This is a genomic window from Spiroplasma endosymbiont of Ammophila pubescens (assembly GCF_964020965.1).
In the GTDB taxonomy this organism is placed as follows: Bacteria; Bacillota_I; Bacilli_A; order Mycoplasmatales; family Mycoplasmataceae; genus Spiroplasma.
In genome coordinates, this window is record NZ_OZ026611.1 from 198,521 (window position 1) to 219,173 (window position 20,653).

A 20,653-nucleotide genomic window follows, 5' to 3' on the forward strand; every position below is an offset into this window, starting at 1 on the left:
AAATGTAAAGCATAAAAATCACTATCAAATGTATCATCATATAAGTCTAATACTTTTTTTCTCTTGCTTCAGGCTTATCTTCTCATTGTATTAATTCATATTGGGTTTTACTTATAGGACATTTTTCTCATAATCATTTTAATTGATTAGTATTTATTAATATTGTGAATGCCTCTACACGATGTCTTACTTTAAATTTTTGTTTTTGTGCTGGTTTAAATATCATATATTGACCAAAAGAATAATTATATTTTTCTCGGTTTAAACTTTGCAATGTTGAATAAGCACTATCATCAACATTAATCGATATACCTTGCTGAATTAAATTAAAATATTGATTTAATTGATTGTTATAAAACTCTAAAATATCTTTAACTTGTTCTAATTCAGTTTTAAATTGTTGTGTAGCATTTGAATGAGTATATTCAGCAACTTTATAGGCTTTTTTATCAAATGAGTTATATATTCAAAAACTAGCCGCTGTTGTATGTCCTTTAGGACTAGTAGCATTAGCAATATCAACACCACCTAATAATTTAGTTGGTTGAATAATATCTGTTGCTCGCATAATATCAATATATCTTGCAAATATTGATCCACAAGTATTGCCAGGCAATCCTCAACTCCAAACTCTTGCTCTTTCAATATCTAATTGTTCTAATCTTAATTGTTCATTAACTTTATCTTGTGGTAATTCATAATTTAATCTTCAACTAGAATAATGAATAATAATTTTCATATTTCATTTTTCAATATACTTAATTTGCTCATATTTACTACGCATTATTTCTTCATTAAAAGGTAATAATTCATTACAATAACCAACAATATATCTTTTTAAACTTTCAGGGTTACATGTATTAATTGTTATTTTATTTTGATAACCAAGAATAGCAAATTCTAAATCACTTAAATCTTTTTGTTGAAATTGATCACATTCTTCTTTTCAATCAATTACTAATTTATATTTATTTAAATCAGCAAAAGCTTTTAATTTTTCTTTTCTGCTAGGTGAATGTAAACCTTTACAATATATTTTGCTACCATTTGATAAAGTAAAAGTAAAATTTGATAAATTAATAGTATAAGGAATATGATTTTCATCTAACATATTTCATATATTTTGAAATACACTATCTTTTAAATCTTTACTCCAATACATACTAGCAATGATACAAATTGGTTCTTTAATTAATAAACTAATTTTTAATAATTCACCAAACATTTTAATATTTGATATAGTTTTACCACTATATCGTGTTCCAATTTGATTAATTTCATTAACTAACTCAAACTTTTTAGCAAATGGATATTTATTAACAATAGTACTATTTTGTAATAACCAATAAGGTGTTTCTAACAAATAAGTAAAATGATTAAGCATTATTATCACTTTCTTTTTTAATATCTCTAATCTCTGTTTGTAAATTAACAATTATTGGTTGTTGATTATTTAAGTTTAATTCTTTTTCAAGTTCTTTTTCTTGTAGTGAATATTTATAAAATTAAATGCTCGTTGTCAATATAATTTAGCACCATCAGGTGATTTCATCATAAAATTAATTATTTCACTTTCAATTCTATCAACTTGTTTTTCAAGTAAAGGAACTATCTTCTCGCTCGCATAAGTATCACATCTTCACTTGCGAGAAAGATTGAATTCATTAGTTAAATCGTTCAAAGTATATGGTTTATTAGGTGATTTATTTTGCCAAAATTCATCTATTTTACGATAGAATGTTCGTAAACTTGCTGTTTTTGGATTAAATTCTTTCATTTTTTACTCCTTTATATGGTTAAATATAAGTAGAGAAAAACATGTACAGAAGAACTTGACACGGTTATTTTTTTATTATCTATATTTTACATCAAAATAAAAAAAGTAAATTACTTTACTTTTTTCAGTTAAATTAATTTGCTAATAATTAACAATTAAATTATAACACAATAAATAAAAAATAATATCTTTTTTGCATTTTTATTATTTTTGTGTTAATGTGTAGAACTAAGAAAAGAGGGTAAAAAAATGATAAATATTGATAACAACTTTTTTAAGAATTTTAATAATTTGTTATATATACAAAGTATTGAAATTATTCAACAAAATTTAGAAGATTGTGATGAATGAATTTTTAAAAATTATAAAATTGATGAAACTTTAAAAGAATTTAAAGATTATAAAGTAAAAGAAATAAAACCAAGAACATTAACTATTTTAAATGGGAAAATAACTTTTAAAAGAAGAAAATATTATAAAATTAATCCAGAAACAGGTAAAGAAGAATATATTTTTCCTTTGGATAAACTTTTAGGAATTGAAAAATGACAAAGAATAGATAATTCTATTAAAGAAAAAATATTATCATTTATTGGCAAGAAAAAAACATATCAAGATATTTTAGATACTATGGAACATGTAAAAATTTGTATAAAAACAATTTCAAATATTATGAAAAATGCAAAAACTGATAAAGAATATTATCTTAATAAAACTGATAAAAAAATAAAGATACCTCATACTTTATATATTCAAATTGATGGAACTTATTTAAAAATGTGAAATGAAAAGAAAAAAGGAAAAGAAAAAATAAAAAAACATAGTATATTTTCAACTGTTCATACTGGTTTTGATAAGGTAAAATCAACGAAAAAAAGACCTGTAATTGCAAATAAATTAGGTGTTATAGAACTTGATAATATTCCAGAATATATTAAAAAAAATAGTAAATTAACTAATTTTGTTAATAAATTATTTACATTAATTACCAGTTATTATGATATTAATGACAATATTGAATTTATGGTATTAGGCGATGGCGCACCTTGAATTAAAAATATTGTAAAATTTATTCAAGAATATTTTCCTAAAAATAAAGTACATTACACGATAGATAAATTCCACCCTACAAGTAGATTTAAAAAATTATATCCTTATCAAAGTAAAAACAAAGAAAACAGAGAAACGTACCATAAAGCAATCGATTATTTTTTTAATGCTAAATATGAAGAATTATTAGAATGTTTAGAAAACAGCGCTTCTCTTATAAAAGAATCAAAAATGAAATTCTTAAAAAAGACAATTAAATTAATTAAAAATAATAAAGAAAGTGTTAGAAATCAAACATTATGAAATAATATTGGTTGTCATATTGAGGGTGATATATCACATTACTGTAAAGGTGTTTTGGTTAAAAAAGCAATTTATCATGAAAAAACTCTTAAAAATAAATTAAATACTAGTATGATGAATTTTAAAAATAAAATTAATTTATTTAATACTAATGAACCATTAGAAGAAAATAGAATTAATTATTCAGTTAATAATTTTGTAAATAATAATTTACAACCAAACTTATATTTTTATTAATTTTATCTAATAAATTAAATAACTTTAATAAACATGTATTTTTGTCATGGAAAAATTTAAAAAATGTTAAAATATTGTTGACAATAAAATTAAAAATAATATAATTTAGATAAGTAAGTGGTATTTTTATTCCACAATTTCTAAGATATTAATTAAAACCCTTAAATAATACATACAACCAATAAGTTTATTAGAATTAAATTCAAATAGTAATTGAGAGCAAATAAGAGAATGCTATGGTCTTTTATGTTCAACGTCAAAATATGCGTATTGAAAAGTAATTAATGTAAATAATGAAAAATATCATATTACTTTTAAACCTGTTAGCGGAAGGCATAATTGAAAAATTGCTGATGTTGATTGAAATAGTTTAACTTCATCACAAGATTATAAAGCAAATTTATTTTTATACAATAAGCAGAAGAATGAAAAATCAAGAAAATTAATTTATCGTTGAGATAATATTGAAATTAACATTACTAATCCCGGCGAAATTCCAACAGTTTATGTTCGACAAACTTATAATGTTTGATTTAATAATTTTTATTATCGTGATTTTTTAACATTAGATAAAAGAACAACTGACGGAATTGCTTATAATGATTACCTTGTTTATGCTGATACTTTATATGACATTAATTGCAATCGTGGTGAGAAATATTCTGTTACTGAAAGTGTCAAATATTATAATAATTTTTTAAAACCGCAGTTATTACAAGGTCCAACTATTATAGAGGATGGAATTGTTAAGTATAAATTGCGCGAAGATTTTTATGTTTCACAAGATGACTTAGATAATTATTTATTTTTACTAGGTGATGTTAAAACAACCTTAATGTATACTTACTTAGATGTAGAAAATATTTCATCAATTGATGGGTTAGCATTAGCTTTAACACAAGCACAAGAGAAATTATTTCAATTAGAAGCAGGAATTTTATTAAAACAATATTTTGCTTATGATGTATTTGGAAATTATAAAATTTCTGGTGATAGTGCGGAAGATGCTATTAACCAGTTACGTCAAAACTTAATTTTAACAGCACGTTATGTTAATAAGACAGAAATTATGACATGAAGTAATCGGTTAGTAACATTTGATAATATAATTGAAGATGGTATTTATAAAGTTTATCGAATCTTTAGTCATATTCGTCAACAGCAAGGATTAGATCCGTACCTTTATTTTGAAAATTATACGGCAGCATTAATGGCAATTAAAGCAGGAGTTAATCAACAAGTTGAAATTAATACCTTAACAATCAATGTTTATGTCTATCTTTATGTTGATGCAAATAATGTTGAACATCATTTTTCATATACAACTGATGATGAAATTGAACAAATTATTAATGAAATTTTACAGTTAAAATAATAAGAATACTAATCTTTAGATAAGAATAATAAACTTCTTTTTAAGGAATGGACAAAATATTTTTATAATTAAAAAACAAATCTTATAGTATATTTTGGATGCTAATAGTTAAAACATACTTTTTGGTATAGGTTATATTGATATCTATATAAAATTATTACTTACATAAAATTAATAATGAGATGATATATATGAAAAAAATTCAAAAGGAGTTAAATACAAAATTATCACGAAAGAAAAGAATAAAAGAAAAAATATTTAAAAGAAAAAATATTTTTTATTCAATGATAATGATAAAATAATGATATGTTAAATAAAGATTTAGAAGTTATTTTAGAATCAATAATAATTAATCATTACTCAGGTTTTAAATTACCATCAGAAGCAGAAATGATGCGAAAATATAAGGTTAGTCGAACCACTATTCGTAATACCTTAAGAAAACTAATTACAAAAAATATGATTTATGTATTGCAAGGGAAAGGATACTTTACTTTAAATTGCAATTTTTGAAGCAAACCTTTATCTTTTAAAGAAAAACATAAAAAAGGTATTAATAAATTGAAAGTTGTTAATATTCCACTTGATAATTACTTTATTGATAATTGACAATGTTTAGGAAAAGATTTTCAAAGTTTAATTAAAGTTCGTTATTATGATGAAAAAAATATACAAAAATATTCTATTATATGAGTTAATAAAACAATTCTAAAAAATCTTAATTATAAAGCTTGTGAAGATAGTTTGCTAGAATATATTTCATCTCGTAAAATTAAATTAATTAATAATTATAATTATTTGCTATTAGAATTACCGAATTCTATTGATTACAAATATTTAAGATTAGATTTTAAAACTTATCTACCAAAAAATATTCAATTTCTTTTTCTGAATATGATGAAGTAATTGAATGTAGTAAGGAAACATACCAACCAGAAAAATTTGAATTTTATAAAAAAAATTATTTTTAAAAAAGAACTTGTTGTAACAAGTTCTTTTTTAATTTAGGGTAATTAAAATGAAAAAAAGAGGTGAAAAAATGTCAAAGTCTGGAAATGTAAAAGTAAAAGAAAATTATTTTATGAAATTAAAAAATAAAAAGCACCTTTGAAGGAGAAAAAATTCACGTTTTAAGATTGCAATTAATAAATTTACAAAAGCAATTTTAACAATGATTGCTATTTTACCTGTTGCTGGATTATTTATTTTTGTTGGAAAAATTATTGGTCCATTAGGATTTGGTCAAATTGCGGCAATTGCAAAGGTAGTAAATCATATTGGAGCAATTATTGAAACAATTAGTTGAATGCCATTTCGTCATATTGGTTTATTATTTGCAATTGCAATTAGTGGTTCATGAGCAAAAAAATAAAGCTGGTGGTTGTTTTGCCCGGGCTGTTGCTTATTTAACTTTATTAAGTGTTGGAGCAACTTTTTTTCTAACACGGAATGGTCCTGATGGTTCAGAATTTATGAATTACATTTTAGGAGGAAAATGAACGAATCAAAAAGATTATTTTAGTAATCAAGAGGGAGTATATTCGTTACGTTTTGATGCTTTTGGAGGCATTATAACTGGATTTATTGGCGCTAGTGTCTATAATAAATTTTTTGCTTTTAATCGGTTACCAAATGCTTTGTCATTTTTTAATGGTCCTAGGTTTGTTCCATTAATTGTTATTGTTATTACTTTACCAATAGTATTATGTTTATCGTTGCTTTGACCATTAATTCAAACGGGAATTAATGTTATTGGGAAGAGTATTGCGCTAAATAATAAAATTCCATTTATTATACCCTTTGGTTATGGTTTTTTAGAACGATTATTGTTACCATTTGGTTTACACCATATGATTACAATTCCAATGAATTATACTTCATTCGGAGGAGTTTTAAATTATATGAATGTTAATACTTATTCTGATAACTTATTTATTAATCAACAAATTACGAAAGAAGAATTAGTTGTTTTTTTTACTTATGTTACGAATAATAATTTAGTTGATGCAAAAAGTTTAATATCAGAAGGGCAAGAACAAATGTGATATACATGGGTTAGCGCGTTAAATGTTGTTAAAAATCATTGAACAGATTACGCTAGTAATATTATTAGTAGTCAAGTTGGAGTTAATGATGTTTATCAAATTACTATGAATGCTTTTGAACCGGTTCGCTTTAAAGTTGGACAAATGATTACTTCAACGAGATCATTAATTGGTGCTGTAATGGGGATGATGTATGCTATTAGTAAAACTAATCAGATTAAATACAAGTCAATTTACATTTCAGGGGCTTGCTTGTTTATTAACCGGAGTAACTGAGCCAATTGAATTTATTTTTATGTATACAGCACCATTACTATATTTAGTACATGTGATTATGACTGGATTGGCTTTTGGAATGGCGGATTTAATTCCAATGCGTATTCATGCTTTTGGTGCAATTGAAATTATAATGAAATATTTTCTCGTATTAAGACCAACATCATTAACTACAGATAGTATTAAAACTAATTTATGATTAGATGGTTGTTGATTTTTATTGGTAAGTGTTCTTTTCTTTGCTCTTTATTTTATGCTTTTTTATGGGTTAACTAAAAAATTAAAACCAAATATTCCTGGGGTTGGTGAACAAGTTCCATTAGATAGCTCTTCCTTAACGGAAAAAAACCAAGCAGGAGATATTTCAGAGCAAATTATTCACAAAATTGTTAGTTTATTAGGAACAGCACAAAACATTGAAGAAGTTGATTGTTGCATGACTCGTTTACGTGTTGTTGTTAAAGATGATAAAAAAGTTTCTAATAAGTTTAAAGAGGAAACAAAAGCACTTGGTGTTATAAAACAAGGAAATTATTATCAAATTGTTTATGGACCAAAAGTAATTATTTTAAAGGAAAAGATTGATGAATATTTAGATAAACAAATTGAAGAAGGACATAACCGATAATGATTAAGGATAAAAAGTTACTTGGATATTCTTTTCCCCAAAAACAACGAATTTTTGATATTAATTATGATTATATTATTGCAATAAAAATTAGTGATTTTTGGTATCAAGATGATATTTTGTACTTATAAGTTACATTAAGTAATTTACAAAAATCAACATTGTAAATAACATTGTTTGCAAATGGAATTATTAATTTACAATATTATCAAAAAAAACCTAATAACCGTTTTTCTGAGCACTTAAAAGGTTTAGCAAAAAAAACAGGTTATTGCAATTGAAAATACTACTTATTTTAAAATTAAATTATTACACGGAGAACAATTAATAATTTATAAAGAACCATTTGAAATGGTATTACTTAATGCTAATAATGAAATTAAATTTAGCACTAATACCCGAAAGGGATACCAAGTATTTGAAAATTATTCAACCCCACCATTAGGATGAAAAATTATTAAGGATGATTATTGACAACCATTTGTTTCTTTTTGATTAATGAATGATGAAAAAATATATGGTTTAGGAGAAAAGTTTCGACCATTAGTTAAAAATGGCGTTGAAACAACGATTTGGAATAGTGATAATTCTTGTGTTGCTAACCATGACTTAGCTTATAATGGCTTACCATTATTTTATTTTACAAAAAAGTGAGGTTTATTAGTTAATACTGGTGAACAAACTAGTTTTTAAATTGGTTCACCAGTAACAGATGCAATTAGTTTGTTATCTTTTAAACCAATGCTATATTTATTTCTTTTCACGGAACAAAATATGAAGGATTTAATTAGGCAATATATTAATTTAACAGGAAAACCAACAGCAATTCCAGCTTTAAGTTATGGTATTTGATGCAATCGGTTGTATTATCATAATCAAGCAGAATTGTGAGCAGAAATTAACAAAAGTGAAATCGCACAGTTTCCATTAGATGTTATTTGCTTAGATCCAAAGTGGTTAGAAAATCGCTATACAAAAAGTTGTAATTTTGAATATAATGAAAATGCATTTGGTAATTTTAAAACCTTATTTACAAAATTAAAGCAAAAAAATATTGCGGTGTGTTTTTGAATTAACCCATATTTACAAGCTGATGATAGTTATAATTGATAAGTAGTGTATCAAAATGGTTATTTAGTAAAAACAATTAATTATAATGATTATACTCATCCATTAACGGGAATAGAAACATATCAAACCAATTGTGGTATTCTTGATTTTACTAACCCGAAAGCAACAATTTTATATCAAGGTGAATTTAAAAAAATTATTTAAATTGGGGCTCCGATTTGTGAAGCCAGATTATGGGGATGGGATACCCCCTAATGCTTCCTTTAGTAATGGTTTAACTGGTAACCAATTTCGCCAATATTATTTATTTCTTTATTGCCAAGCAGTTTATAATGCTAGTAAAGCATACTTTGGACCAAACGAAACATCAACCTTTTGTCGTCCAGGGTACATTAGGATACAACAATTTTCTGGTAAATGATCAGGAGATAGTTACTCAAATTTTACATAATTAAAAATTCATTTAAATGTAGTGTTATCGTTAGCAATGGCAGGTGAAATGGCATGGGGAACTGATATTGGTGGTTTTTATAGTACAGAACCTTTTAATGAAGATTTATATATGCGTTGAACACAAGTTGGAATGTTATTACCTTTATCCCGCTTTCATGGGATTGGACCACGAGAACCATGAAACTTTTCAGCAATTGTTTTAGCTAATGCGATAAAATATGCGAAATTAAAACGCAAATTATTACCATATTTTAAAATGTGTGAATTATAAGCAGTCAATACAGGAATTCCAATTTTACGAGCAATGGTTTTAGAAAATGAAAATGATCATATTGCCCAACTAATTGATGATCAATTTTATCTTGGTAGTAACTTATTAATTGCTCCAATTTTAACATCAAATACAACACAACGCCAAGTTTATTTACCAAGAGGTGAATGGTTTTTATTAGGTCAAAAAAATAAAAGTTTTAGGGGAATGTTGTTATCAGTTTGCATGTGCGATTGATGAAATATTAATTTTTGTCAAAGCAAACACTGTTATTCCTTTAATTCAAAATAATAGTTATTGTTTTGACAAATTAGAACAAGTTACTTTTGAATTAGATGTGTATGGGAAATTAAAACATGGTTATCAAGTAAGTTTTATGCTTCAACAAGAATTAGTTACTATTACATATCAAAATAACAATTTTCATATTTCATCAGATCATAAATATATAATAAAATAAGGATTTTAACTTATTTAAATAATTTACTAATGGAAAAGTTCATATAATTAATAATGAACTTCTTTTTATTTTTTTTTTTTTTTTGCATCTAATGAAAGGAAAAAACATTATGATTATGAAATTAAAGTTGCTTAATTTGGTACAGCAAATAATTTTATTAAATATTGTTATGGGGGAATTTAATTGTTAAAGGTATGGGTTTTTTTATTCAATATAATGATAAGTATCAATCAAAAGGAAGGTGACATATTGATGAAACGGTTATTAACCATTTTTAGTGCTTTTGTGTTAGGCAGTGGTAGTGTGTTTAGGCTGGCTAGTTGTACCGGGCAAGGAAAGTATGAACGCGATGATAAAAATGAATTAGATCATAATCAAGATCTTGGTATTTTAAATGATATAAAACAGGAAGTAAAGCAAACTTTTGAAGCGTGGTGGGATACAAAGGCAACAATTGATATTAATGATTATCCGGATCAAATACCATTTTTTGCAGAGTTAGTAGGAGAGTTAAAAACAAGGGATGATGGCTTAACTTTAATAGGTGAAACAATTAGTAAATATCGTTTTTTAACACAGTTACTTACTGGTTTTAAAGTAAACTTTGCTAATTTGAATCAAAGTTTACGAGATCGCTATTCAAATTATTATGTTGATACAATGCTGTTGTTTTTAAATGAGGATAATATTTTATTTACTTTGTATAATATTAATTTTGATAGCATCGTAAGATTATTAAAAGATATCCCACAAGAGGCATTGGAAATTAGAGTGGAAGTTAATATTGGTTATGAAGTGAGATTTAAAGGATTGCAAGCGAGAGATGAGATTAATGCTCTAGTAGTTATAACTAATAATCTAGATGTTTTAGGTAATATGCAAGATAAGATTGAGGAGTATTTTATTAGTTTTGTTAATAATATCTTTCAAAAAGAAAATTGAAAAATTGTAGTAAATGAATATTTAAGTGAATTTAATTTTAAGTGAACTATTTGGCCCATTATTTAGTAAGGAGTTACAGGATAAAAATATTTTATTTTCTATGCGTGATCTAAATAGTTCAGACTATGTTAATATATTTTCAAACCAGCACTTTTTTTTCAAAGAGGATTCTGTGTTAGGATGGGCAGGAGAGGAGTATTCTGAAAAAAATGACGCCGGAAAACTTCTTAAAGTTTTATAAAAAAAGATGGTCGTATAAAGAAAATTGGGGTTTTTTATAAAAACAAGAAAAAAATGTCTTTATTTTATTGAACTAAATAATATTTAAAAACAAAAACCCCAATCTTTTACATGCGACCAAAAAGATTTATTTTAAATAAAGTAAAAAAAATGAAAATTATTATATTGTTTATGATTTTACGTACTTTAATGTCTTTAATTTTAGTATTGAAAATTTACCATTTAAAAATCGTTGAACTAAGATAAAATTAGAATCACATTTTAACATACTAATGGCAAAAAATCTCTTTGATTTGCAGCTTGAGAAATTTGCAAAAATAGTAATGGGGTTTTGACATTATTTTAAATTAGAAACATATTATTATAATTATCGTCTTGTTTTTAAACTAGACCAAACTATTTTTGATGATGTAGTTAAAACGGTTGGTAGTTTAAAACAAACATCAGAATTAAAAACTCTTGCTTGAATTTTTAATTCTATTTTTAAAAATTTTAATTCAAAATTTAATGTTCATCTAAAACTATTTGAGTACGTTTGGACCCCGAGTATCAACTTTAAAATTAGTTGAACTAAAAATGAAAAATCCTTTATTGTAAAAGCATTATATGAAACTACTGATTTTAATACAATCCTGCGTTTAATTAATTTTTATGATAATAGTTTTATATATAGTTTCTTTATTAATCCAAGTAGCAAAGACCTTAAGATTGATAATGATAAATATTCATTTTTACATATAATAGAATTTGAGGTTGGTTAATGAATATTGAAAAAAATTGGAATAAAATAATTTAAACTAAAATTAATAACAATCACCAAAAAAAAGACTGAAAATCAGTCTTTTTTTGGCTAAGAATATATATTCATAATTTTTACAATTAATTAAAGTTTTTTATAATTAATGATTTTTACTTGTCATAATTTTATTATAAAACTTAAAATAGCAAAAAGATTTAACAAACAACAAATTTTAATTAGTAATCTTTTTTATTGTTATTAAAGGTATTAAGATCTAATAAATAAAATGTCATTATTTGCATAATTCATGTTAAGAACAGAAGCATCAAAAAATGATATAAAATAATGTGAACATAATTATATGATGTAAAAAATACTAAAATTAATTTTTTATTTATTGGATTAATTATCTCATTAGTAGGATAATTATATAGATAAAGTAGTGTTTGATAAGATATAAAACAATGTAAGCAATTAATCCGAAAATACTTAAATAAAGTGGAATAAAATTTATAATTTTATTAAGAACATATTTATTTTTTGTTTTTATTTTAATAAAATTTTTACTCGTTTCCTGTTTCTTGTTTAATTCTTCATTATATTTTAAGATAATGTGTTGATTATTATAACTTACTTTGTATAAATTTAATAATAAATAGAAAATAAAAATAAGAATCATTAACATTAGTTTAGTAATTAAAGATAAATTATTTAATGATATTAATAATAAAGGCATAATAAGAATAAAATAAACACTTAAAACTGAACAATAATAAATTCACTCTCTTTTTAAATTAACTACAATACTAGTTTGTTCTGTCAATGAACTAAAATTTTGGGAATAGGTACGGTTTTTCATTATTTTAAATAAAAATTTTTGTTTATCATTTTTAATTATATATAGTTGTAAATATCAATCCATAACATTAACAATTACACTGATACTTATTAATATTAAAATGTTAATAATAAATCAATGCCAATTAATCTTTCAACTATAATGAATTAAAAGTGAAAAAAATAAAATTATTAATATTGTTGTAATTAGACGCGATAATAAATTATTTTTAAAGTTATTTTTATTAATAATCATCAAAATCTTGTTGATTTCAACAACCAGTTATAATTGGTGGAAATCATAGCATTATAAAAATTACCCCATTTTTTAATCAAAATTGACGCCCCTTAGTAAACAACCTGCAACTTGAACTCCTCGTGTGTTGTTTATACATTAAAATAATTAATATTCTTTTCATTATTAACTTTCCTTTCTTTTTGAATTTAGCATTATTTTTAAAAATTATTATGTTAGTAAAGTGAAAAATCATAACTTTCTCTTAAGTTTATTATAACAAATACAAGTCGTTTATATAGGGAAAGATATCTTAAAAAAGAACTGAAATATGATGTAACACTTTATTTTTATTCTATCTTTCCTAATTTATCTTCTTAATTTTGTTGTATTTTTATTAATAAGGTATTATAATAATAAAGTAATTAAAATAGGTCAAGAAAGAGCACAACCGTGCTCTTTCTTTAATGCCATAAATTTAGTTATGTTTGATTAAGAAAGGATGGTGTTGAATGGAACATTTTATACAACAAGAAACAAAATTGAAATCAGCTTTGGAAAATTATTTAGCAAAGCAAAATTTAACTTTGTTTGCAATTAATTATTTACAAGAGTTTGACACAAATGTTGTACAAGTGTTAATTGAAGATAAAACAACTGTGCTTGATTTAGATCACCTAACAGTTATTAGTGAAGAAATTAATGAATTGGTTGATAGTCTTGATTTATTTTCAGAAGAATACTTGTTAGAGGTTTCAACACCAGGTGCTGAGCGACCATTACGAAATTGAAATGAACTACAACAACATGTTAAGGAGTATGTTTATTTAGAATTTAACGAAAAAGTCAATAATTTAGTTGAAGTTACTGGTGAATTATCAATGGTTGATCAGCAACAAAATCTTACTATTACTTATTTTTTTAAAGGTGCTCACAAAACATTACAAACAAATTATCAAAATATTAAATTTGCGCGTTGTGTGGTTAAATTTTAAGAAAGGAATGTTATATAGCATGATTGATGGTGCAAAATTATTGGCAACAATTGATGAAATTGTTAGTGAAAAACAAATTAGCCGTGATTTAATTTTAGATTCAATTAAAGAAGGAATTAGGAAGGCTTATGAAAAACATTTTGATCCAGAAGCAACAATTATTGTTGAGATTGATCAAAAAACAGGACAAATTAAAGTTGAAAAAGAATTAACTGTTGTTAAAAAAGTAGAAGATGATTTATTAGAAATTGGTCTAAATGAAGCCAAAGAAAAATATGGTGAGCAAATTACAATTGATGATAAAGTTTATGAACCAGTTAATTCAGAAGAATTTTCACGATTAGCAATTTTCCAAGTTGGCCAAATTATTAAACAACAAATTAAAGAAGCAGAAAAGGATTCAATTTTTGATGAATATATTATCCAAAAAAGGCACTTAATAACAGGTGTTGTTATTGCTGCTGAAGAAAAATACTTATTAGTTGAAGTCGAACGAACATTTGCTTATATTCCTCGAAAAAATTTGATCTTTTCTGACTATTTTGAAGTTGGCCAACCAATTACTTTTTTAGCAGAAGATGTTGTTAAATCAAAAAATGCAGGACAAATTACTGGTTCACGAACAAGCAATGATTTTTTATATCGTTTATTAGAACGTGAGATTCCAGAAATTTTTGAGCAAGTAATTGAAATAAAAGCAATTGCTCGTGATCCTGGGCGTCGTAGTAAGATTGCTGTTTATAGTACAAATGAAAATATTGATCCAATTGGTGCTTGTGTTGGTAGCAAGGGCAGTCGAATTAATAAAGTAACAGCTGAATTACAAGATGAAAAAATTGATATTTGTATTTATAATGATAATAGTCAACAATTTATTATTAACTCATTATCACCCGTAAAAGTAATTTCAATTACAACTAATGATGAAGGAAAAGAAGCTGACGTTGTTGTTCCTGATGAGCAATTATCATTAGCAATTGGAAAAGGAGGAAGTGCCGCAAAATTAGTTGCAAAGTTAACAAAATGAAAACTAAACATTATGAGTTATAGTGAAGCGTTAACGAAACAAGTTGAAATTTTATGAAATGGAAATTTAACAACTGATGAACTTAGTGCATTACAAGTTAAATTAAAAGATAAAATTAAACCAAAAGCCACTATTGAAACAAATACTGTTGATATAACAGCCAGTTTACCAGTTGAAGAATTTGAAATTATTGAAGAACAAATGGCTGAAGAAACAATGATTTTAGATGAAGAAAATTATCATGTTGATGATTTAACAGAATCAACTCCTAAAGTATTAGAAAATGAAATTCAAGAAATTGAAGACAATCTTTCTTATTTTGAGAGTGAACAATTTGAAAATCAAGATGATGATGACGATGAAATTAATTATGACGACTATGATAATTATTATGATCAAGATAAGTAATTAACTAGGAGGGATATCGATGACAAATCATAAAAAAATCCCCTTACGAAAATGTGTTGTTTCACAACAAATGTTACCAAAAAAAGAATTGGTACGAATTGTTAAGACACCAAACGGGGAAATTATTATTGATCCAACCGGAAAGGCCAATGGGCGCGGTGCTTATTTACGACCAACATTAGAGATTTATGAAAAAGCAAAAAAGAGTCACGCGTTAGAACGTGCTTTAAAAACAAAGTTAACCGATCAATTTTACGAAATGTTATATTGTGAAATTAGCGAAGATTGAGATTAACAATGATAGATCAAAAAGGATATAGTTATCTTGGTCTAGCCAAACGAGGGGGTAAACTAATCACAGGGGCTTGTTTGTTAACTGCCATTCAACAAAAAACTGTTTATTTAGTATTAACAAGCAGTGATGTTGGTGCTACGCAAGCAAAAAAATATCAACAAAAATGTTTTTATTATAAGATCCCTTATTTTAGTTGCCTTGATTTTAATTTAACCCAACAAGCCTTAGGAACAAATAATGTTAAAATGATTGGTATTAGTGACCAACATCTTGCCCAACGGTTGCTGAAATTATTAAATAATTCTTAAAATTCAAAAAGGAGGAGGGACAGATGAGTAGTCAAAATAACAAACAAAATAAAAAAACATTAGCTAAAAAACAACGAAATCGGATTCAATCACAATTAAAAACGGTTGAAGCACATGTTACCGAAGGAGTTTTTGTTTATGATGAGGCATTAACTATTGCTGAGTTTGCCCAAAAAATTAATAAACCCGTTAGTGAAATTATTAAATACTTTTTTAGTAAGGGGATAATGTTAAATCAAAATACTTTTTTAACTGAAGATAAATTGGGAGAGTTATGTTTAGAATTCGGGTTAGATTTTAAACGTGAAAAATCAGTAACACATGAAAACTTAATTGAAAGTTTTGAAGTTAATGATGACCCTGCTTCGTTAGAAAAACGACCACCAATTGTCACAATTATGGGCCATGTTGATCACGGGAAAACAACCCTATTAGATACCATTCGTAATACTAATGTGGTAAGTACAGAACATGGGGGAATTACACAACATATTGGGGCTTATCAAATTAAAACGAAACATGGTGAAAAGATTACCTTTGTTGATACTCCTGGACATGAAGCTTTTACACAAATGCGCGCACGAGGGAGTGCAGTAACAGATATTGTTATCCTAGTTGTTGCCGCTGATGATGGTGTAATGTTGCAAACTAAAGAAGCCATTGATCATGCCAAAGCAGCTGGCGTACCAATTATTGTTTTTGTTAATAAAATGGATAAAGTTGGAGTAAATTTAGATAATATTTTAATGCAATTATCACAAGAAGAATTAACTCCAGAAGAGTGAGGAGGAACAACTCCTTATGTTAAAGGAAGTGCTAAACAAAAACAAGGAATTGATGAATTATTAGATACAATTTTATTAATGGCTGATTTAATAGAATTAAAAGCAAATCCAAATCGTTTTGCGTTAGGAACAGTGCTTGAATCACACTTAAATCGTGGTTTAGGACCAGTTGCAACACTATTGGTGCAATCAGGAACATTGAATATTAAAGATGCCTTAGTTGTTGGTTATACTTTTGGTTATGTTCGTGATTTATCTGATGAGAGTGGTAAAAAAATTAAATCAGCAGGACCATCAACTCCAGTTATGATTCATGGTTTAAATGAAGTACCAAATGCTGGTGACCGTTTTATGGTTTTTCGAGATGAAAAATTAGCACGTGAAATTGCTTTAAAACGAAAAACAATTGATACAATGAATAAACGTTATAAAAATCAAAATTTCTCGTTAGAAAGTTTATCAGCCCAAATTAAAGATGGACAATTAAAACAAATTAATATTATTTTAAAAGCTGATACTCAAGGAACAGTTGAAGCAGTAAAAGCAAATCTATTAAAAATTAATATTCCAGGTGTAAGAATTAATGTTTTACGAGCAACTGTTGGGGCAATTTCTGAAAGTGATGTAACATTGGGTTTAGCTAGTCAAGCATTTATTGTTGGTTTTAATGTTCGTCCAACAGCTCATGTTCGGAAAAAATCCGAAGATGAAGGTGTTGCAATTCGTTTGCATACAATTATTTATAAATTAACTGAAGAAATAGTTGCCGCAGCGGAAGGAATGTTAGATCCAGAAATAGTTGAAGAAGTGTTAGGACAAGCGGAAGTACGTCAAATTTTCCGTCATTCTGATATTGGAACTATTGCTGGTTGTTATGTTACTGATGGTATTATTCCACGAAAATCACGAGTTCGAGTTTTACGTGATGGAGTTATTGTCTATAGTGGTGAATTGGCATCATTAAAACATGTTAAAGATGATATTAAAGAAGCTAAAACAGGGGCTGAATGTGGGTTAACAATTAAAAACTATAATGATTTAAAAGAGCAAGATGTTATTGAAGTTTATACTGAGAAAGCCGTTACAAAGTAATGGTTTTTTTTGGTTGTTTTATGTTATTTTTGGTTGTTTTTGGTTAAAAATAAGATATAATTACAATTGGTGAGAAGATATTGCAGTTATTACCAACAACATTACGCCGTGATTTAACGGAAATGGAGCAACAAGGATTATTAAAACCCATGGTGGTGTTAAATTACAAAAGAGTTATGAGGTTCGGATAGAAGAACAATTAAATGAAAAAATCCAACAGCATGCAGAAGAAAAATATTTAATTGCTCGCCATGCGGTTAAAAAAATTAAATCAAAAATGTATCTTTATTTGGATGCTGGTTCATCAACCTTAGCATTAATTAAGTTATTACAACCAGCAGATGATTTAGTAATTATTATTAATTCAATCTTCCATGTAGAACTATTAGCTTTAGGAGGATTTAATAATGTTTATGTCTTGGGAGGAAAATATAAACACCAAACAGGAGCATTAATTGGTTGAGAAGCCATTACGACTTTACAAAAATATCAAATTGATTGTGCTTTTTTAGGCGTGAATGGGATTAATGGTCAGGATTTATATACGACCGACCCAGATGAAGCAATGATTAAAGCAGAGGTTAATAAACGAGCAACAAAAAGTTATATTCTTGCTGATTAATCAAAATTTAACATTAAATCATTAGTAAAATTCGCTTCTCGTTCGGAAGTTGAAATTATTACAAGTTCATAGAAAGGATTAAAGGATAAAAAAATATGAAAGTAATTGATTATTTTACTGAAGCAACAACCTTTTTAAAAACTTCTGCGACAGATAAAGCTGAAGTCTTTGCAAGATTAGCAACAGCATTAGTTAACAATGAAACAGTTACTGATTCAGCAAAGCTAATTAAAGCTTTAGAAAAACGTGAAACAGAAGGTCCAACGGGTGTTGGTGATGGTTTAGCAATTCCCCACTGTTCAAGTAGTAGTGTTACTAAACCATCAATTGCAATTATGACATTAGAAAAGGCAGTTGATTGACAAAGTTTAGATAACAAACCAGTTGATATCATTTTTATGATTACTACGCCAGAACAAGGAGGAGAGCAACATTTACAAGCACTAGCAAAATTAGCTGGTTTTTTAGGAAAAAGTGAAGTTGTAACCCAAATTCGTGCGGCAAAAACTTTTGCTGATATTCTTAAAGCATTTATTGAACCAGTTACTGACCACGATAAAGTGAAAACCGATGGTCACTATGATGTTATTGGTATTACAGCTTGTCCAACTGGAATTGCCCATACTTATATGGCAAAAGAAAAAATGGAAGAAGCAGCAAAGGCAATGGGCTTAACAATTAAAGTTGAAACGCAAGGGCGTAGCGGTAATGAAAATGTCTTAACAGCAACCGACATTGCTAATGCAAAAGCAATTATTCTTGGGATTGATAAAAAAATTACGGGAATGGATCGTTTTAAGGGTGTTTCATATTTAGAAACAAGTACAAAAGATGTTATTTACCATGCCCCTAATGTTATTCAAGATGCTTTGAATGGTAAACGTTTAACAATTGGCAAAGGTGGCAAAGGTGGTAACGATGAAGTTGGTGAATTAAGTTTAAAAAACTTTAAAGATGTAACAAAAAACCTCTTAGGAGGAGTTTCACGAATGTTACCATTTGTGGTTGCTGGAGGAATTATTTTAGGAATTGGTTTCTTATTAGATTCAGGTAAAACAGGAAAAGATTTTGGGGTAACTCGTGATATTGCTGCATGATTTTCAGGATTAGGAAAAGTAATCTTTGGTATGATGGTTCCAATTTTAGGTGCTTATGTATGTTACTCGATTGTGGGATCACAAGGATTATTACCCGGGATGATAGTAGGATTAATTGCTAATGCTCCTGGAATGTTATATGATGCAGAAAATAAAACGGGATGAGCAAATACATGAGGGCGATTATTCCCTGATTCAATTTCAAACTTTAACTCAGGATTTTTTGGAGCCTTAATTGGTGGTTATCTTGTTGCCTTTGCTGTATATGGATGCCAAAAAGGATTTGCTCGGTTCCATCCATCACTACGAGGAGTTAGTGATATTGTATTAATCCCTGTTCTAACAGCTTTAGCAGCAGGAGTGTTAATGTTTGGATTAAATATCCCACTAGGATATTTAAACTACGGTTTAAGTTTAGGTTTAAAAGAAATTGCTGATTATAATTTAAATGCTTTAATTGGAATTATTATTGGTTTAATGATGGCTGCTGATATGGGTGGACCAATTAATAAAGCTGCCTATGTCTTTGGAACCTTAACAATTGATGCCACACAAACATCTTATGAAGGAATTCGTTCAACGAATGGGGGAACAGTCTTTATGGCTTGTGCAATGTTAGCAGGAATGGTACCACCATTAGCATTAGCTCTATGTACAAGAATGTTTAAAAAATATTGATCAAAAAAAGATGTTGAGCAAGGAAATACTAACTATTTCTTAGCCGCATGTTTTATTACCGAAGGGGCAATTCCATTTGCTGCTACTGACCCAAAACGAACAATTCCATCAATTATAGCCGGAAGTGCTATTACTGGCGTAATTGTTAGTGGTTTTGGTGTAACCTTAGCAGCACCGCACGGAGGGGTTTTTGTCTTTCCGCTATTGCAAATTCAAGATAATGGTAAAAATTGATTTAGTATTGCTAATCATGGTGCTTCAATTGGAGTAGCAGTCTTAATTTCAGTTATTGCACTAATTATTGGAAGCTTTATTAGTGCCTTGATTCTTGGATTTTGAAGAATGCATGATGTTAAAAACAATAAAATTACTTTAGCAATTTAATTTAAAAAGTAAAAACCCAACTC

24 protein-coding genes are annotated in these 20,653 nt (G+C 26.8%); 22 read left to right on the forward strand and 2 right to left on the reverse strand.

What is annotated here, in order from left to right:
* Positions 1-46: 46 nt before the first annotated feature.
* Entirely contained in the window at positions 47-1,384 is a 1,338-nt protein-coding gene (locus ABNT63_RS01190; RefSeq protein ID WP_348736070.1) for a PBSX family phage terminase large subunit, read from the reverse strand.
* Between the two features lie 75 nt (positions 1,385-1,459).
* The gene (locus tag ABNT63_RS01195; protein WP_348736071.1) at positions 1,460-1,777 is read right to left on the reverse strand and encodes a hypothetical protein; all 318 of its coding nucleotides are present in this window, start codon (positions 1,775-1,777) and stop codon (positions 1,460-1,462) included.
* A 249-nt stretch (positions 1,778-2,026) separates the two neighbouring features.
* Here ABNT63_RS01195 and ABNT63_RS01200 point away from each other — a divergent pair, with 249 nt between their 5' ends.
* The 22 genes from ABNT63_RS01200 to ABNT63_RS01305 all read left to right on the forward strand — a co-directional run bounded on the left by ABNT63_RS01200 (position 2,027) and on the right by ABNT63_RS01305 (position 20,630).
* Positions 2,027-3,367 carry an Mbov_0401 family ICE element transposase-like protein gene (locus ABNT63_RS01200; RefSeq protein ID WP_348736072.1) on the forward strand — a complete coding sequence of 447 codons (1,341 nt, stop codon included), beginning with the start codon at positions 2,027-2,029 and terminating at the stop codon, positions 3,365-3,367.
* A 757-nt stretch (positions 3,368-4,124) separates the two neighbouring features.
* Positions 4,125-4,742 (forward strand): hypothetical protein, encoded by a 618-nt coding sequence (locus ABNT63_RS01205; RefSeq protein WP_348736073.1) that lies wholly within the window; start codon positions 4,125-4,127, stop codon positions 4,740-4,742.
* A 306-nt stretch (positions 4,743-5,048) separates the two neighbouring features.
* Entirely contained in the window at positions 5,049-5,648 is a 600-nt protein-coding gene (locus ABNT63_RS01210; protein ID WP_348736074.1) for a GntR family transcriptional regulator, read from the forward strand.
* A gap of 133 nt (positions 5,649-5,781) precedes the next feature.
* A complete protein-coding gene (locus ABNT63_RS01215; RefSeq protein WP_348736075.1) occupies positions 5,782-6,114 on the forward strand; it encodes a hypothetical protein in 333 nt (110 codons plus the stop codon).
* The gene (locus tag ABNT63_RS01220) at positions 6,092-7,243 is read left to right on the forward strand and encodes a PTS transporter subunit EIIC (RefSeq protein ID WP_348736076.1); all 1,152 of its coding nucleotides are present in this window, start codon (positions 6,092-6,094) and stop codon (positions 7,241-7,243) included. The genes ABNT63_RS01215 and ABNT63_RS01220 overlap by 23 nt, the downstream gene beginning before the upstream one ends.
* Complete coding sequence (locus tag ABNT63_RS01225; RefSeq protein WP_348736077.1) at positions 7,197-7,691, forward strand: PTS glucose/sucrose transporter subunit IIB; 495 nt, start codon at positions 7,197-7,199, stop codon at positions 7,689-7,691. The genes ABNT63_RS01220 and ABNT63_RS01225 overlap by 47 nt, the downstream gene beginning before the upstream one ends.
* Positions 7,691-7,822, forward strand: a complete 132-nt coding sequence (locus tag ABNT63_RS01230; RefSeq protein ID WP_348736078.1) for a hypothetical protein — start codon at positions 7,691-7,693, stop codon at positions 7,820-7,822. The genes ABNT63_RS01225 and ABNT63_RS01230 overlap by 1 nt, the downstream gene beginning before the upstream one ends.
* Positions 7,823-8,042: 220 nt before the next feature.
* Positions 8,043-8,384: a hypothetical protein gene (locus tag ABNT63_RS01235; protein ID WP_348736079.1), complete on the forward strand. Its 342-nt coding sequence runs from the start codon at positions 8,043-8,045 to the stop codon at positions 8,382-8,384.
* An 81-nt stretch (positions 8,385-8,465) separates the two neighbouring features.
* The gene (locus ABNT63_RS01240; protein ID WP_348736080.1) at positions 8,466-8,804 is read left to right on the forward strand and encodes a TIM-barrel domain-containing protein; all 339 of its coding nucleotides are present in this window, start codon (positions 8,466-8,468) and stop codon (positions 8,802-8,804) included.
* Between the two features lie 3 nt (positions 8,805-8,807).
* Positions 8,808-8,966 carry a hypothetical protein gene (locus tag ABNT63_RS01245; RefSeq protein WP_348736081.1) on the forward strand — a complete coding sequence of 53 codons (159 nt, stop codon included), beginning with the start codon at positions 8,808-8,810 and terminating at the stop codon, positions 8,964-8,966.
* A 16-nt stretch (positions 8,967-8,982) separates the two neighbouring features.
* Positions 8,983-9,213 carry a TIM-barrel domain-containing protein gene (locus tag ABNT63_RS01250; protein ID WP_348736082.1) on the forward strand — a complete coding sequence of 77 codons (231 nt, stop codon included), beginning with the start codon at positions 8,983-8,985 and terminating at the stop codon, positions 9,211-9,213.
* Between the two features lie 36 nt (positions 9,214-9,249).
* Positions 9,250-9,486: a TIM-barrel domain-containing protein gene (locus tag ABNT63_RS01255; protein ID WP_348736083.1), complete on the forward strand. Its 237-nt coding sequence runs from the start codon at positions 9,250-9,252 to the stop codon at positions 9,484-9,486.
* 33 nt (positions 9,487-9,519) lie between these two features.
* Positions 9,520-9,777: a hypothetical protein gene (locus tag ABNT63_RS01260; RefSeq protein ID WP_348736084.1), complete on the forward strand. Its 258-nt coding sequence runs from the start codon at positions 9,520-9,522 to the stop codon at positions 9,775-9,777.
* Positions 9,778-10,198: 421 nt separating this feature from the next.
* Positions 10,199-10,954 (forward strand): hypothetical protein, encoded by a 756-nt coding sequence (locus ABNT63_RS01265; protein WP_348736085.1) that lies wholly within the window; start codon positions 10,199-10,201, stop codon positions 10,952-10,954.
* A gap of 446 nt (positions 10,955-11,400) precedes the next feature.
* Complete coding sequence (locus tag ABNT63_RS01270; protein WP_348736086.1) at positions 11,401-11,889, forward strand: hypothetical protein; 489 nt, start codon at positions 11,401-11,403, stop codon at positions 11,887-11,889.
* Between the two features lie 1,562 nt (positions 11,890-13,451).
* A complete protein-coding gene (locus ABNT63_RS01275; protein WP_348736087.1) occupies positions 13,452-13,934 on the forward strand; it encodes a ribosome maturation factor RimP in 483 nt (160 codons plus the stop codon).
* 19 nt (positions 13,935-13,953) lie between these two features.
* Positions 13,954-15,369: a transcription termination factor NusA gene (nusA, locus tag ABNT63_RS01280; protein ID WP_348736088.1), complete on the forward strand. Its 1,416-nt coding sequence runs from the start codon at positions 13,954-13,956 to the stop codon at positions 15,367-15,369.
* 19 nt (positions 15,370-15,388) lie between these two features.
* Positions 15,389-15,664, forward strand: a complete 276-nt coding sequence (rnpM, locus tag ABNT63_RS01285; RefSeq protein WP_348736089.1) for an RNase P modulator RnpM — start codon at positions 15,389-15,391, stop codon at positions 15,662-15,664.
* 2 nt (positions 15,665-15,666) lie between these two features.
* Positions 15,667-15,972: a L7Ae/L30e/S12e/Gadd45 family ribosomal protein gene (locus ABNT63_RS01290; RefSeq protein ID WP_348736090.1), complete on the forward strand. Its 306-nt coding sequence runs from the start codon at positions 15,667-15,669 to the stop codon at positions 15,970-15,972.
* A 23-nt stretch (positions 15,973-15,995) separates the two neighbouring features.
* Positions 15,996-17,849 (forward strand): translation initiation factor IF-2, encoded by a 1,854-nt coding sequence (infB, locus tag ABNT63_RS01295; RefSeq protein WP_348736091.1) that lies wholly within the window; start codon positions 15,996-15,998, stop codon positions 17,847-17,849.
* Positions 17,815-18,471: a DeoR/GlpR family DNA-binding transcription regulator gene (locus ABNT63_RS01300; protein ID WP_348736092.1), complete on the forward strand. Its 657-nt coding sequence runs from the start codon at positions 17,815-17,817 to the stop codon at positions 18,469-18,471. The genes infB and ABNT63_RS01300 overlap by 35 nt, the downstream gene beginning before the upstream one ends.
* A 95-nt stretch (positions 18,472-18,566) precedes the next feature.
* Positions 18,567-20,630 (forward strand): fructose-specific PTS transporter subunit EIIC, encoded by a 2,064-nt coding sequence (locus ABNT63_RS01305; RefSeq protein ID WP_348736093.1) that lies wholly within the window; start codon positions 18,567-18,569, stop codon positions 20,628-20,630.
* The last annotated feature ends 23 nt before the right edge of the window (positions 20,631-20,653 follow it).